Source organism: Mesorhizobium sp. URHB0026 (assembly GCF_054059755.1).
The window spans coordinates 4,015,492-4,028,239 of sequence record NZ_JBSSCN010000001.1; the positions used below are offsets into that span (position 1 = coordinate 4,015,492).

Here is a 12,748-nt window from a genome sequence, read left to right on the forward strand (position 1 = left end):
CGGTTTTGGGCCAAGCGTGTCGGGTGGAAATGCCTCAGTCGGGAACGCTGGTCTGCAGCGCCAGCGCGTGCAGCACGCCGCCCATATTGCCCTTCAATGCGTCATAGACCATCTGATGCTGCTGGACGCGGCTTTTTCCGCGAAAGCTCTCGGCCACGACCTCAGCGGCGTAGTGGTCGCCGTCACCGGCCAGGTCGCGAATCGTCACACGGGCATCCGGTATGCCGTCCTTGATCAGTTTCTCGATGTCGTGGGCATCCATTGCCATTGCGGAAATTCCTGTTTCGGGAGGGCGCGGCGCGGCGGCCCATGCGATGAGAGTCGGGCAAGCCTAGAGCCTTTCTAATCCGGATTGAAGCGGTTCTGTCCAGTGTCCGTTCTGCTGGTGTTCAGGCGATGCTTTCACCCGGCCCCTGCGCCGGCTCATCCTCGCGCATCGAGAAGGCGCGGCCAAGGCTGAAGACCAGCACGTAGAGCGGGATGTTGATCGCCATGTTGGCGATCGGCAGATAGCTGGTCATTCGCCAGGCGGGCGAGAAGAACGGCTGGCCATAACCATCGCAGACAAGCGAAGAGCCGTACTCCCACAAGGCCCCCAAGACGGCCGAGACGGCGAAAAGCTTGATGCAGGTGACGACGTGTCTTGTCCGCGCCTGGTCCGGCAGAAGCCGATTCCAGAGCACCAGGCAGACGATCGGAACCGCATAGATGAGGTTCTGCAGGACAAGCATCGGAAGCGTGCCGTTGGCCGCGGCGAGGAATTCTCCGCGCGTTTCCAGCCTGGGACAAACCTCGCTCGATGTCGTCGAGAGCAGGAAGAAGACGAACGGCCCGAGGCACCAGAAGAAGAACAGCGACGGCCAGAATACGACTGCAAGCAGCGCCCGGAGGGCCAGTTTCTTGTGATTGAGCGGGATCTCTGGACAAAACGGTTTTCCGTTTGTCCGAGAAAACGGGGTTCCACTTTTCAGGATCATGCTCTGGTCAATTGGCCTGATCCATGAAGCGCGGGAACCAGCCTTCATGGGCGGCGGTCAAGTCGCTGACAGGGATTGCCCTGGCATCGCCCAGCTTCAGCGCGGCGCCCCCGGTCGAGCCGATCCACGGCGCGAAAATGCCGAGTTCGCCCTGCTGCTTGCGGATGGCGTCCCATTCATCGCCATGCGGATCGATCGATAGCGTCAGCAGATAGCGGCCCTGGTCTTCGCCGAACCAGACCGGGATCGGATCGGTACCGACAAGCCCGGGAACGGTGGCGCCGATGCCCGACGCCATCGCCATTTCGGCCAGCGCCACCGCAATGCCGCCATCGGAGACGTCATGCGCGGCAGTGACGATGCCGGATGCGATCAACGAGCGTACATGGTCGCCGACGCGCTTCTCGTGTTCGAGGTCTACCGGCGGCGGCGGGCCGTCGGTTCGGCCGTGGACATCCCTGAAATAGACGGACTGGCCAAGATGCGTTCCCCAGGAAGCCGGTGCGCCGACCAGCAGGATCATCTGGCCCTCCGCGGCGAAACCGATCCGCGCCATCTTCGACCAGTCTGATATCAGGCCGACGCCGCCGATGGTCGGTGTCGGTAGGATGCCCTGGCCGTTGGTCTCGTTGTAGAGCGAGACATTGCCCGACACGATCGGGAAACCAAGCGCCCGGCAGGCGTCGCCGATGCCTTTCACCGCGCCGACCAGTTGGCCCATGATCTCAGGCCGTTCGGGATTGCCGAAATTGAGATTGTCGGTGGCGGCGAGCGGCAGCGCGCCGGTGGCGGTCAAGTTGCGCCAGCATTCGGCCACCGCCTGCTTGCCGCCCTCATAGGGGTCGGCCTCGCAATAGCGCGGCGTCACGTCGGAGGAGAAGGCCAGCGCCTTGGTCGGATGGCCCTCGACCCGCACCACGCCGGCATCACCGCCCGGAAGCTGCAGCGAATTGCCCTGGATCAGCGTGTCGTACTGTTCCCACACCCAGCGGCGCGAAGACAGGTCTGGTCCGCCAAGCAGCTTCAGCAGCGCATCGGCGAGGTCGGCCCGCGGGATATCGTTGGCGGCAAGCGGCGCCGGCTTCTTCGGCTCGACCCAAGGGCGATCGTATTCGGGAGCCTTGTCACCGAGATCCTTGATCGGCAGGTTGGCGACCTCGTTCCCCTGGTGCCGCACGCGGAAGCGCAGATCGTCGGTGGTCTTGCCGACGATGGCGAAGTCGAGGCCCCATTTGTGGAAGATCGCCTGGGCTTCCTTCTCTTTTTCGGGGCGCAGCACCATCAGCATGCGCTCCTGGCTTTCCGACAGCATCATCTCGTAGGCGCTCATGCGCTCCTCGCGCACCGGCACCTTGTCGAGGTCGAGTTCGATGCCGAGGTCGCCCTTGGCGCCCATTTCGACCGCCGAACAGGTGAGGCCGGCAGCACCCATGTCCTGGATGGCGATAACGGCGCCCGAAGCCATCAGTTCGAGAGAGGCCTCCAGCAGGCATTTTTCGGTGAAGGGATCGCCGACCTGCACGGTCGGGCGCTTCTCGTCGATCTTGTCGTCGAATTCGGCCGAGGCCATGGTGGCGCCGCCGACGCCATCGCGGCCGGTCTTGGCGCCGAGATAGACGACCGGCAGGCCGACGCCCTTTGCCTCGGACAGGAAGATGGCATCGGTCTTGGCAAGGCCCGCGGCAAAGGCGTTGACCAGGATGTTGCCATTGTAGCGGGCGTCGAAATTGACCTCGCCGCCGACCGTCGGCACGCCGAAGGCATTGCCGTAGCCGCCGACGCCGGAAACCACGCCCGCGACCAGATGCCTCGTCTTGGGATGGTCGGGCGCGCCAAAGCGCAGCGCGTTCATCGCCGCGATCGGCCGCGCGCCCATGGTGAAGACGTCGCGCAAGATGCCGCCGACGCCGGTCGCCGCACCCTGATAGGGTTCGATGAAGGAGGGGTGGTTGTGGCTTTCCATCTTGAAGACGACGCAGTCGCCGTCACCGATGTCGACCACGCCGGCATTCTCGCCTGGGCCCTGGATGACCTGCGGTCCGGTCGTCGGCAAGGTGCGCAGCCATTTCTTCGAGGATTTGTAGGAGCAGTGCTCGTTCCACATCGCCGAGAAGATGCCGAGTTCGGTGAAGCTCGGCTCGCGCCCGACCAGATCGAGGATGCGCTGATACTCGTCCGGCTTCAGCCCATGCGAGGCGATGAGGTCTGGTGTGATCGGGACGGAATTGGAAATGGTCATGGGCGGCGATTTATGTCCATGGAGCGGGGATTTTGAGTCTCCTCTTATCGCAAGCCTTGCGGCCGATACACCCGTCGGCTGAGGAAAAAGGCAGAAAGCAACAGGGGTGACGACCGCGACAGACCGCGGCGGGCCTTTTGGTGAACAGCGATAGGCGTCCCCCAGCTTTCAATTGCCCGCAAAACCAAAATTGGGAACGCTCTGATGCCCCGGTCGTTAGGTCGCTATCACCCGAGGAGACAGACCATGGCTACCAAGCAAGGCAAGAACGACAATCGCCTCTCGGACAAGGAAGCTCTCCATATCGCGGAGACCACCGACGTTTCGCCGCGGCAGGCCAAGGAATTGGCTGAGAAGCACGGCAAGGAAAAAGCCGAGAAGGAAGCCAAGAACTTCAAGGCCGAAGGCTGATCCGGGTCCGGTTCCGACAAGTCCCGGTTTCACACGGCGGCGTCTCGAGGCAAGCAGGGAAGCGTGGCCGCGAACGGTTCAGGAAAAACTGTCGTAGCCCGCGCGGCCCTCATCCAGCAGCCGCCTGATCACGCCGACGCCGCCGGCAATATCCTCGCGCCGGTTCGGCTGCGAGACGCCGAAGCGAACCCCATGGAAAACCCGCTCCGAGCGCCCCGCCTTGAACTCATCCTCATCGTCGATCAGCACGCCATGCTCCAGGCAGGCATTCTTGAACGTACCGGAAAGCCATGGGTCGGGCAGGGTGAGCCAGACGAACGGCACTTTGTCGTGCGATTTGAATGAGAAGCCCGCCAAACTTTCTCGCACTATGGACATGCGGGCGCTGATCTCAGCGATGCTGCGCTTGCGGATTTCGCTGGCCTGACCGGAAAGCACAAGCCGGGCATTCACCTCCGCCAACAGGAATGGCATGCCGCCCGTCATCATTTTGTGGGCGACCCGGATGCGATGGCGATAGGCGGGCGGGCAGGAGAGCCAGCCGCCACGCAGTCCGGCGGCGACCGATTTCGACAGGCCGCCGGCGATGATGGTGCGTTCGGGCGCGAATTCGGCAAGCAGCGGTGTCAGGTCGTCGGTCAAATGGCCGTAGAGGTCATCCTCGATCAGGATGACGTTGTAATCACGGGCGACACGTGCAATCGCCTCGCGTCGCGCCGACGACAAGGTCACCAAGGTCGGATTCTGCGCCGTCGGTATCAGGAAGATCATCTTGGGGTGCTTTTGCGCGCAGACGCGTTCGAAATCCGCCGGGTCGAGGCCTTCATCGTCCGATGCCACCAGCGCGGTGCGCCGGCCGATCAGGCCGGCGCTGCGGGAAATCTGGGAGTAGGTGAGGTGCTCGAAGGCGACGTAGTCGCCGGGCGTGGTCAGGGCCGCGATCGCCGCCATCACCGCGGCATGGGTACCAAGGGTGGGGACGATTGTATCGATCGTTGGCCGGAAGGCATTCCGGGACAGCCACCGGGCGCCGGCTTCGTACCAGCGATCCGGGAAGTCGCGCGTGTAACTTGAAATCTCATGCGGGTGGTCCTGTGCGGTGCGCGACAGGACGTCGGCTACAACGGCGCCCTGGCCAATATCAGGGGCGGCCGTGCTGTCGAACCGCAACTTGCCCTTGGGGGCATCGACATAGCGCGTGCCCTCCACGCTTGTGTCGGGCGCCTCCGGCTTCGTAACCCCGATGTTTTGACTGAGCACATAGGTACCGCGTCCGACTTCGCCGCTGACGAGGCCGCGCTCGCGCAGCAATTGATAGGCCCGCCCGACAGTGCCGACCGTGGCGCCGATGTCGTAGGCAAGGTCGCGCTGCGGCGGCAGCTTCGCCCCCGCGCCGATCACTCCTCGGTCGATATCGGTCTCGATGGAATCCGCGAGACGCTGATACAGCGGTCCTGAACCGGTGAGATCTGGAATCCAATTTGTCATGGTGACAATTTTCTATATTGCACCGTTTTGGGAGTCAATACATATCGGTAGCGCACCGAACCAACGGTGCAATTGACATTTGGGCAGAAAGAAAATGAATACAATCGGAACATTTCGCCGCTCCGGAACCCAATTGCTCGGCCAGCCTGCTCGCCCCTCCGGGCAGCGCGGCTTCGCCGGCCGGGTTGTACAAGTGGTCAGCTCGCTGGCGAAATGGATCGACCATCTGCTTGAGCGCCGGCGCGGCCGGCTGGCGCTGCTGGAGATGACCGACGATCAACTCAAGGACATCGGCATCTCACGCTGCGACGCTCACCGCGAAGGCATCAAGCCGCTCTGGGAATAGTGGCCAATCTATCGGGCGTCTTTGCTCCCGAGGCGCCCGATAGCATGGTCGACGAAAACGGCGACGACGCATATCACCAGGAAAAGTATGGTTATGGCGAGCGCGGCCACGGCGACGCTCTCAACGCCGTTCCTGGTGACATCGAGGAAGGGGTAGGGCATTTCGCCCGCCAGCGACGCGCGCATCAGCGCATAGGCCAGATAGGCGATGGGCCAGATAGGCGATGGGCCAGATAGGCGATGGGATAGAGCACCCACCAGGAGATGTCGCTCCATCGCGTCCTGCCATCGACGCCCGATATCAGCCACCACAGCACGAACACCACCGGCGTCACGTAGTGCAGCAGGACGTCGCAGAGCAGGAACAGAGCCGCGCCAGAACCGTGGCATAGACAATGAAGACCAGGGTGATGGAAGCCGCGACGCCCGCGCGCATCCGCGGTCCGGCAAAGGCCGGCAGCCATGCATGGAAGCTGGACGACAACAGCGAGGCGTGCACCAGCACGGCGCCAATGTTGGTCAGAATGGCGAAGAAGCTGAAATAGAACACGATTGAGCCGAGAACGCCGCGGCCCGCTTCCATCGAAGCCGGAATGGTGATCGAGAACTGCAAAGCGAGCGCTATCAGGCCAACAGCCAATCCCGCGATCTGCAGGAACCGGCCCATGGCTGGCTCAGGCGGTGGCCGCGCAGGCCGGATTGCCCGCCTGCCAGCGCGCGATATCAGAGCTGATGCGTGCGCCAAGCGGGTCGTTCATCAACGGTCCGAAGACGTCGACACGGCTTGAATTGCCCTGTGCCTGCACGACCAGCAACGGTTTGCCGCCATAGTGCTTGGCCGGCACCAGAAGGAAGCGCGGCGTGCCGCTGAACGAGTTCAGCTCATTGGCCATCTGATATTGCTTGAAGGCCGGATCCTTGCTGGCGATCCAGCATTTGTGGGCCGATATCGCCACCTGTTCCATGGACAGCAGCGCGGCACTCTTGCCCGACGGCACGGGGGTAATCTTGGGGCTCGATTGACAAGATGCCAAGGCAAAGCCTGACACGGCGATCAGGGCGATCGTCCTGTTCCTGATCAAGCGGCACCCATTTCGAGTTCGGACAGAAAGATCTTCAGGCCGTCGGTCATCTCGCCCCACACCCTGGACAATGCCGGATGCTGCGAGGCGATCTGCTCATAGGCATCGAATCTGGGATAGGCGTCGAGCAGGTCGTGGCGGCCGGTCATGGCTCGGAAATTGTTCAAGATGAACCGCGTCGGCGTCAGCCAGGCATCGGCGAAACTGATGTCGCTGCCGAGCGCGAAGGGGCCTTGCGCCATGCGTGCCTCGATGGCGGCCAGCCCATGGTATAGACGGGCGAATTGGGCGTCGATCTCGGCAGTGTTGCGCTTCGGCACGAAATGCAGTTCGAAAAGCTTCATCGTCGGTGTGAGCACGTCGAGATCGACGATGCGGGCAAACATGCGCACCAGCGCGCGGTCCTTCGAATCGGGCGGCAACAGCGCCGGTTCGGGAAACCGTTCCTCGAGATATTCGGCGATGACCACCGATTCGACGATCGTTTCGCCCGATCCGGTGATCAGGACCGGAATCCGGTTCATCGGCGAGATGGCGCGAAATGCCTCGGGGATCGGAAAACCGGGCGGCGGCGCGATGATCTTGATCGGCACATCCTTGATATAGGCCAGCGCCCGCACGATCGACGAGTAGGGCGACAACGGCCGCGAATAGAGTTTCATGACCGTCTCTCCCTCACGCTATGACCTTGAATTGCCGCAATTCTTAAGGTTGCGGTCGCAAACTTCAAGCGGCAATGCCCAAGGCGCCTTCGAACAACGCTCTGCCGTCATTGCCGCCATGAGCTGCTTCTATCAGATTCTCGGGATGCGGCATCAGGCCGAGCACATTGCCTTGTTCGTTGACGATGCCGGCAATGTCGTTGATCGAGCCGTTCGGGTTGGTGCCTTCGGCATAACGGAACACCACCTGGCCTTCGCCTTCGAGACGGGCAAGTGTGTCGGCGTCGGCAAAGTAATTCCCGTCGTGATGCGCCACCGGTGAGCGGATGATCTGGCCCGGCTGGTAGCGATGCGTGAACATGGTGTTGGCGTTGGCGATCTCGAGCTTGACCTGCCGGCAGACGAATTTCAGCGAGGTGTTGCGCATCAGCGCACCTGGCAGCAGACCGGCCTCGACGAGAATCTGGAAACCGTTGCAGACGCCGATGACCATGACGCCCTTCGCAGCCTTTTCGGCGACCGCCCGCATGACCGGCATGCGTGCCGCGATCGCGCCGCAGCGCAGATAGTCGCCGAAGGAAAAGCCGCCGGGGATGGCGATCAGGTCGACATCGGGAATTTCGGTGTCGGTCTGCCAGACGGTTGCCGGCGCCTGTCCGGAAATCTTGGTCAGCGCCGCGATCATGTCGCGGTCGCGGTTGAGGCCAGGGAGAAGGACGACAGCTGATTTCATTTTGGTTCGTATGGCCTTTGTGCTTCGGCAAGCTCGCGCGGGCCGAGACGGCGTTCTATGCGTTCAAGTCGATCGTCCTGGCGGGTGAGAATGCCATGGATGTTATGGATGTCACTTTGCGTTGCCACCATGTGACCCGCATCACATTCAATTCCCGTTTTGTCTCGGAAACGTCCTGACGAAGCTCACCAATGTCGTGATGCACGGGCTCCAGCAGCTCGAACATCAACTCATTGGTGACTTCAGGCATACTGCCTCCGAGACAACCTCAGGTAAGTGTCACACTATAATTCTCGATCACCGTGTTGGCCAGCAGCTTGTCGCACATGGCATTCAGATCGGCTTCGGCCTTGGCCTTGTCGCTTTCCGCCAGTTCGACGTCAAACACCTTGCCCTGCCGTACCGCGCCGACGCCATCGAAGCCCAGCCCCGACAGCGCATGTTCGATCGCCTTGCCTTGCGGGTCGAGCACACCATTCTTGAGGGTGACGGTAATGCGGGCCTTGATCACGCTGGACATGCTCCTGTTCTGAAGTTGAGGCGCAAGCCGCTATCAGTGCGGCTTGCCTTTGAGGCCGTCGGTCGAGGCGACAAGCACCGGACCGGTAGGACGTGGCGGCTCGTTCTCGTTCATGATGCCGAGGCGACGGGCGACTTCCTGATAGGCCTCGACGAGACCGCCCATGTCGCGGCGGAAACGGTCCTTATCGAGCTTGTCCTGCGTCGCCACGTCCCACAGGCGGCAGGAATCCGGCGAAATCTCGTCGGCCACGACGATGCGCATCATGTCGCCCTCGAACAGGCGACCGCACTCGATCTTGAAGTCGACGAGCTGGATGCCGACCCCCATGAACAGGCCGGAGAGGAAATCGTTGACGCGGATGGCCAGCGCCATGACATCGTCGATCTCCTGCGGGCTTGCCCAGCCGAACGCCGTGATGTGCTCTTCCGAAACCATCGGATCGTCGAGCGCGTCGGCCTTGTAATAGAATTCGATGATCGAGCGCGGCAGGACGGTGCCTTCCTCGATGCCGAGGCGCTTGGACAGCGAACCGGCGGCGACATTGCGCACCACCACCTCGAGCGGGATGATCTCGACTTCCTTGATCAGCTGCTCGCGCATGTTGAGCCGGCGGATGAAGTGGGTCGGGATGCCCATGCGGTTCAAATGGTTGAAGATGTATTCGGAAATGCGGTTGTTGAGCACACCCTTGCCGTCGATGACCTCGTGCTTCTTCTTGTTGAACGCGGTTGCGTCGTCCTTGAAGAATTGGATCAGCGTGCCCGGCTCGGGTCCTTCATAGAGGATCTTGGCCTTGCCTTCATAAATGCGGCGGCGATTTTTCATTTGAATTTTTCTCTGGATTGCGGGCAGGCGGCAAGCGACCACTTCCTGTCCGTCCGCCTGAACTAATGCGGCGACGGTGACGTTCAATGCCGGGTCTATCCCAATCACACCGTTTGCTCAATCGGCAAATCCTTCCAATCAACCGCTTTCGGGACTGAAATGCCGCAGCGCAGCATATGACGAAGCATATTGACCGGCCCGCGACCTTTTGGTTTGTGCTTCGGCAACACACATATCCATTGCCAACGAATCGGATTTGACCCGGAGGGACGCCATGAGCAGCATGAAAGACCGCGAAGAGGGCTTCGAACGCAAATTCGCATTCGACGAGGAGCTTCGGTTCAAGGCTTCGGCGCGGCGGAACAAGGCGCTTGGTCTGTGGGCCGCCGAAAAGCTCGGAAAATCCGGCGCCGATGCCGACGCCTACGCCAAGGAAGTCGTTGTTTCCGACATCGAGGAAGCCGGCGACCACGACGTGTTCCGCAAGATCCGCAAGGATTTCGATGCCGCCGGCGTCGAGCAGTCCGATCACCAGATCCGCCGCACCATGGACGAAATGATGGCGCAGGCGATCGAGCAGATCAAGAACACCTGATCCGGCCCTTATCTGGACCAATGAACCGCCCGGCCGATCCGGGCGGTTTTTCTTTGCCTTTGCGGCGGTTTCCGGCTGAAACTGCCGACGTCAACGAGGAAAGAGATTAGATGTCCCTAAAGTCCCGTCTTGCCGCGGATGAAACGCTGGTAACCGCCTGGTCGGGCGTGCCGGACGCCTTGACCGTGGAGATCCTTGCCAGGCAGGACTTCGATGCCGTCACCCTCGACATGCAGCATGGCGGCCATCACGAGGACAGCGTCCTGCGCGGCCTGGCACCGGTACTAGCCCTGGGCAAGCCGGCGCTGGTGCGCATTCCCGTTGGCCGTTTCGACATGGCCAGCCGTGCTCTCGATTTCGGCGCCGAGGCGGTCATTGCGCCGATGGTCAACTCCGTGGCAGATGCAAAGCTGTTCGCAGCGGCCATGAAATATCCCCCACTCGGCGAGCGCTCGTGGGGTCCGACCTATGCCTTTCCCCGCCATGGCAAGGGCGACTATGCCGAATGGCTGCGGGACACCAATCAGCGCACCATGGCTTTTGCGATGGTCGAGACGCGCGCTGCGCTCGACGCGCTTGGCGGCATCCTCGACACGCCCGGCATCGACGGCATTTTCCTCGGGCCGTCCGACTTCTCAATCGCTTGGACCAACGGTGCCACGGTCAATTCCACGCTGGAAAGCATGATGGAGACGGTGGCCTCGGTTGCCGAGCGCACCCGCAAGGCCGGCAAGCATGCGGCGATCTACGTCGTCGAACCGGCTATCGCCGGCCGCGTCGTGTCGATGGGCTACCGCCTGCTCGCCACGGGCTCCGAGCACGCGCTGATTTCATTGGGAGCAAAGACCCTGCTCAAGGACATGCGGGACTCGATCGGATCCTGAAGCAGCGGACTGCTGTCGCCAGCGTGTTTGCTCAGGCCCTTGCCACGGCGAGCGCCGTGGCGGCCGATCCGCCGCGTCTGATTTTTGTCGAACAGAGCGCCGAGCGCCTGGACCCACCAGTTGTTGAAAGCCATCAGCGGCAACGCCGCGAGGATCGACCCAGATATCGCGGCGGCAGCGCCGAGTGCGGCGGAGTCGCTTGCCAACAGGACCCATGATCCCAACGAGCAGATAACGGGTACATGCACCAGGTAGAGCGGGAAAGACAGGTCGCCCAGGAAACGTGCGGCCTTGCCGGAGAGCCATGACGGTGGGTCATCCATGCTCAGCATGGCGTAAACCAGCATGATGCTTGCCGGGATGGCCACGCAAGCTTGCCGCAAACCGATATCGGAAGCTGCAAAATCGAGCACGGCGAAGGGCCGGTATATTCCGACAGCGTCTCCTGCATAGCCCAGCAGCGCCACGGAAACCGTCACCATCGCACCTCTCACCCACCGATTGGGACGAAACTCCATGGCGAGAAGAGAATAGAGCAGGAGACTGGCCGGAAAGGCGCAAACGAGGAAGCTGAATTGCAATGCCAGGAATGTGCCTGCGGCCACGCCGAACCATGACAGCAGCATCCAGCGGCCCTGGAGGGAGAAGATGATCGGGGCGAGGGCGAAGGTCATCATGCTCCCCCAGAACTCGACCGTCATGGTCCACAGGCTACTGTCATAGGATTTGTCGCCATAGATGAATGTCCGCCACGCCCCTTCCATGAACGCGTCGGCGAAGCTCGCGGTCTCCGGTGAAAGCAGCTTTGGAGCATTGCCGAATCTGCTCAGCCACGTGGATTGGGTAACGGCGGCGGCATCGCTGAAAAAATACAGATCGAGCTTGAAGAGGATACAGGATGACAGAACCGCAACCAGCACGGGGCCGGCCAGACGAGGTAGGCGCTTTATCGCTCCTAGCAACAAATCTTCTGCTTTGCGGGATTGAAAATAGCGCTTCACAAGCACGTACGAGGACAGGACGAAGAACAAATAGACGGCAGAGCCGCCATTGAAAGCAACGAAAGCAAGACCCCTCTTCAGGGATTGCGCAGCCTGGTCTCCGTCACCTTTCGCTAACGGCGCAAAAGCTCTCAAAAGATGGCCGTTCAGAACGACGAGCGCCGCGACACCTCTCAGAAATTCGAGTGAAGCGTCCTTGCGCAAGCATTGGCCTCTGTTTCAAGAGCGAAGAATTGGCAGCCCGGTTCAAGCACAGATCATCATTCGGAAGCACTCCGCTGCCTCTGAATAATTAATGCTAGCCCTCTTAAATTATCATTTATTCGAGTCCCGCAGTTTGATCGAATGCCATCGTGCGTTGATTTTGGCGCGCCTCACAGGTCCGTCAGGAATTTGGCGAAGGTCATGGATCCCTCGGGCCAGGGGCCAAAGCCTGAATCCTCGCTGAGATGGCCGGTTTCTCCGGCATCGATGAACAGCGAGCCCCAGGCACCGGCGATGTCCTCGGCGACATCGAAAGGGCAGAAGGGGTCGTTGCGGCTGGCGATCACGATGGAGGGAAACGGCAGCGGTTCGCGAGGATAGGGGCCGAAGGTCATCAGATGTCTCGGCTTGATCTTGGGATTCGCGACGTCCGGCGGTGCCACGAAGAAGGCGCCGGCGACCGGCTTCCGGAACTGCGGAATGGCTTGCACGGCCGCGGTTACACCCAGCGAATGGGCTACGAGAACAACAGGTCTTTCGGCCTCGTTGACTGCCTTGGCGACGCTCGCCGTCCAGTCCTCGCGCAGCGGCTTCGACCATTCGGCCTGCTCCACGCGACGCGCCGTCGACAGTTTCGATTGCCAGCGGGTCTGCCAATGCTCAGGCCCCGAATTGGTGTATCCGGGAATGATCAGAATATCTGCGTCCTTGACTTTCATGGCGCTCAGATAGCGAGCGCGATTGCCTCATGCAACCTTCGATGGGCAGGCTTCCGGTCG

16 protein-coding genes and 1 pseudogene are annotated in these 12,748 nt (G+C 61.5%); 4 read left to right on the plus strand and 13 right to left on the minus strand.

The window, feature by feature from the left end; all coding sequences use genetic code 11:
- Nucleotides 1–34: 34 nt before the first annotated feature.
- From ACVWWD_RS19485 to purL, 3 genes are all read right to left on the minus strand, one after another.
- A complete protein-coding gene (locus ACVWWD_RS19485; protein ID WP_015318146.1) occupies nt 35–268 on the minus strand; it encodes a BolA/IbaG family iron-sulfur metabolism protein in 234 nt (77 codons plus the stop codon).
- Between the two features lie 121 nt (nt 269–389).
- Nucleotides 390–977, minus strand: coding sequence for a hypothetical protein (locus tag ACVWWD_RS19490; protein ID WP_352551728.1), 588 nt, complete (start codon nt 975–977; stop codon nt 390–392).
- 7 nt (nt 978–984) lie between these two features.
- On the minus strand, nt 985–3,216 hold the full coding sequence (purL, locus tag ACVWWD_RS19495; RefSeq protein WP_023773177.1) for a phosphoribosylformylglycinamidine synthase subunit PurL: 2,232 nt from the start codon (nt 3,214–3,216) through the stop codon (nt 985–987).
- Nucleotides 3,217–3,462: 246 nt separating this feature from the next.
- Here purL and ACVWWD_RS19500 point away from each other — a divergent pair, with 246 nt between their 5' ends.
- Complete coding sequence (locus ACVWWD_RS19500; protein ID WP_015318143.1) at nt 3,463–3,627, plus strand: hypothetical protein; 165 nt, start codon at nt 3,463–3,465, stop codon at nt 3,625–3,627.
- Nucleotides 3,628–3,705: 78 nt separating this feature from the next.
- On the opposite strand, the gene ACVWWD_RS19505 is transcribed toward ACVWWD_RS19500, so the two are convergent.
- Nucleotides 3,706–5,115, minus strand: coding sequence for an aminotransferase-like domain-containing protein (locus ACVWWD_RS19505; protein ID WP_457103278.1), 1,410 nt, complete (start codon nt 5,113–5,115; stop codon nt 3,706–3,708).
- A gap of 94 nt (nt 5,116–5,209) precedes the next feature.
- Between ACVWWD_RS19505 and ACVWWD_RS19510 the strand changes: the two genes are divergently transcribed.
- Complete coding sequence (locus tag ACVWWD_RS19510) at nt 5,210–5,461, plus strand: DUF1127 domain-containing protein (RefSeq protein WP_457103279.1); 252 nt, start codon at nt 5,210–5,212, stop codon at nt 5,459–5,461.
- 8 nt (nt 5,462–5,469) lie between these two features.
- Here the strand turns inward: ACVWWD_RS19510 and ACVWWD_RS19515 are convergent.
- The 7 genes and pseudogenes from ACVWWD_RS19515 to purC all read right to left on the minus strand — a co-directional run bounded on the left by ACVWWD_RS19515 (nt 5,470) and on the right by purC (nt 9,285).
- A pseudogene (locus ACVWWD_RS19515) lies at nt 5,470–6,127 on the minus strand (Pr6Pr family membrane protein).
- 7 nt (nt 6,128–6,134) lie between these two features.
- The gene (locus ACVWWD_RS19520; protein ID WP_352550544.1) at nt 6,135–6,542 is read right to left on the minus strand and encodes a hypothetical protein; all 408 of its coding nucleotides are present in this window, start codon (nt 6,540–6,542) and stop codon (nt 6,135–6,137) included.
- Nucleotides 6,539–7,204 (minus strand): glutathione S-transferase family protein, encoded by a 666-nt coding sequence (locus ACVWWD_RS19525; RefSeq protein ID WP_352550542.1) that lies wholly within the window; start codon nt 7,202–7,204, stop codon nt 6,539–6,541. Before ACVWWD_RS19525 ends, ACVWWD_RS19520 begins: the two co-directional genes overlap by 4 nt.
- 64 nt (nt 7,205–7,268) lie before the next feature.
- Nucleotides 7,269–7,937: a phosphoribosylformylglycinamidine synthase subunit PurQ gene (purQ, locus tag ACVWWD_RS19530; protein WP_352550540.1), complete on the minus strand. Its 669-nt coding sequence runs from the start codon at nt 7,935–7,937 to the stop codon at nt 7,269–7,271.
- 55 nt (nt 7,938–7,992) lie between these two features.
- Nucleotides 7,993–8,187: a hypothetical protein gene (locus ACVWWD_RS19535; protein ID WP_348625760.1), complete on the minus strand. Its 195-nt coding sequence runs from the start codon at nt 8,185–8,187 to the stop codon at nt 7,993–7,995.
- An 18-nt stretch (nt 8,188–8,205) separates the two neighbouring features.
- Nucleotides 8,206–8,448, minus strand: a complete 243-nt coding sequence (purS, locus tag ACVWWD_RS19540; RefSeq protein ID WP_023773171.1) for a phosphoribosylformylglycinamidine synthase subunit PurS — start codon at nt 8,446–8,448, stop codon at nt 8,206–8,208.
- Between the two features lie 42 nt (nt 8,449–8,490).
- Nucleotides 8,491–9,285, minus strand: a complete 795-nt coding sequence (purC, locus tag ACVWWD_RS19545; protein WP_013532127.1) for a phosphoribosylaminoimidazolesuccinocarboxamide synthase — start codon at nt 9,283–9,285, stop codon at nt 8,491–8,493.
- A gap of 274 nt (nt 9,286–9,559) precedes the next feature.
- Between purC and ACVWWD_RS19550 the strand changes: the two genes are divergently transcribed.
- Nucleotides 9,560–9,880, plus strand: a complete 321-nt coding sequence (locus ACVWWD_RS19550; RefSeq protein ID WP_015318134.1) for a DUF1476 domain-containing protein — start codon at nt 9,560–9,562, stop codon at nt 9,878–9,880.
- 110 nt (nt 9,881–9,990) lie between these two features.
- Nucleotides 9,991–10,764, plus strand: coding sequence for an HpcH/HpaI aldolase family protein (locus tag ACVWWD_RS19555; protein ID WP_023773170.1), 774 nt, complete (start codon nt 9,991–9,993; stop codon nt 10,762–10,764).
- Here ACVWWD_RS19555 and ACVWWD_RS19560 read toward each other — a convergent pair.
- Nucleotides 10,671–11,969: an acyltransferase family protein gene (locus ACVWWD_RS19560; RefSeq protein ID WP_457103280.1), complete on the minus strand. Its 1,299-nt coding sequence runs from the start codon at nt 11,967–11,969 to the stop codon at nt 10,671–10,673. The genes ACVWWD_RS19555 and ACVWWD_RS19560 overlap by 94 nt on opposite strands.
- 170 nt (nt 11,970–12,139) lie before the next feature.
- Nucleotides 12,140–12,688 (minus strand): RBBP9/YdeN family alpha/beta hydrolase, encoded by a 549-nt coding sequence (locus ACVWWD_RS19565; protein ID WP_352550535.1) that lies wholly within the window; start codon nt 12,686–12,688, stop codon nt 12,140–12,142.
- Nucleotides 12,689–12,748: the final 60 nt, after the last annotated feature.

Bases quoted from the DNA above. Each gene is read 5' to 3' on its own strand.
- ACVWWD_RS19485 (WP_015318146.1), bottom strand. From the start codon at position 268: ATGGCAATGGATGCCCACGACATCGAGAAACTGATCAAGGACGGCATA.
- ACVWWD_RS19490 (WP_352551728.1), bottom strand. From the start codon at position 977: ATGATCCTGAAAAGTGGAACCCCGTTTTCTCGGACAAACGGAAAACCG.
- purL (WP_023773177.1), bottom strand. From the start codon at position 3,216: ATGACCATTTCCAATTCCGTCCCGATCACACCAGACCTCATCGCCTCG.
- ACVWWD_RS19500 (WP_015318143.1), top strand. From the start codon at position 3,463: ATGGCTACCAAGCAAGGCAAGAACGACAATCGCCTCTCGGACAAGGAA.
- ACVWWD_RS19505 (WP_457103278.1), bottom strand. From the start codon at position 5,115: ATGACAAATTGGATTCCAGATCTCACCGGTTCAGGACCGCTGTATCAG.
- ACVWWD_RS19510 (WP_457103279.1), top strand. From the start codon at position 5,210: ATGAATACAATCGGAACATTTCGCCGCTCCGGAACCCAATTGCTCGGC.
- ACVWWD_RS19525 (WP_352550542.1), bottom strand. From the start codon at position 7,204: ATGAAACTCTATTCGCGGCCGTTGTCGCCCTACTCGTCGATCGTGCGG.
- purQ (WP_352550540.1), bottom strand. From the start codon at position 7,937: ATGAAATCAGCTGTCGTCCTTCTCCCTGGCCTCAACCGCGACCGCGAC.
- ACVWWD_RS19535 (WP_348625760.1), bottom strand. From the start codon at position 8,187: ATGCCTGAAGTCACCAATGAGTTGATGTTCGAGCTGCTGGAGCCCGTG.
- purC (WP_013532127.1), bottom strand. From the start codon at position 9,285: ATGAAAAATCGCCGCCGCATTTATGAAGGCAAGGCCAAGATCCTCTAT.
- ACVWWD_RS19550 (WP_015318134.1), top strand. From the start codon at position 9,560: ATGAGCAGCATGAAAGACCGCGAAGAGGGCTTCGAACGCAAATTCGCA.
- ACVWWD_RS19555 (WP_023773170.1), top strand. From the start codon at position 9,991: ATGTCCCTAAAGTCCCGTCTTGCCGCGGATGAAACGCTGGTAACCGCC.
- ACVWWD_RS19565 (WP_352550535.1), bottom strand. From the start codon at position 12,688: ATGAAAGTCAAGGACGCAGATATTCTGATCATTCCCGGATACACCAAT.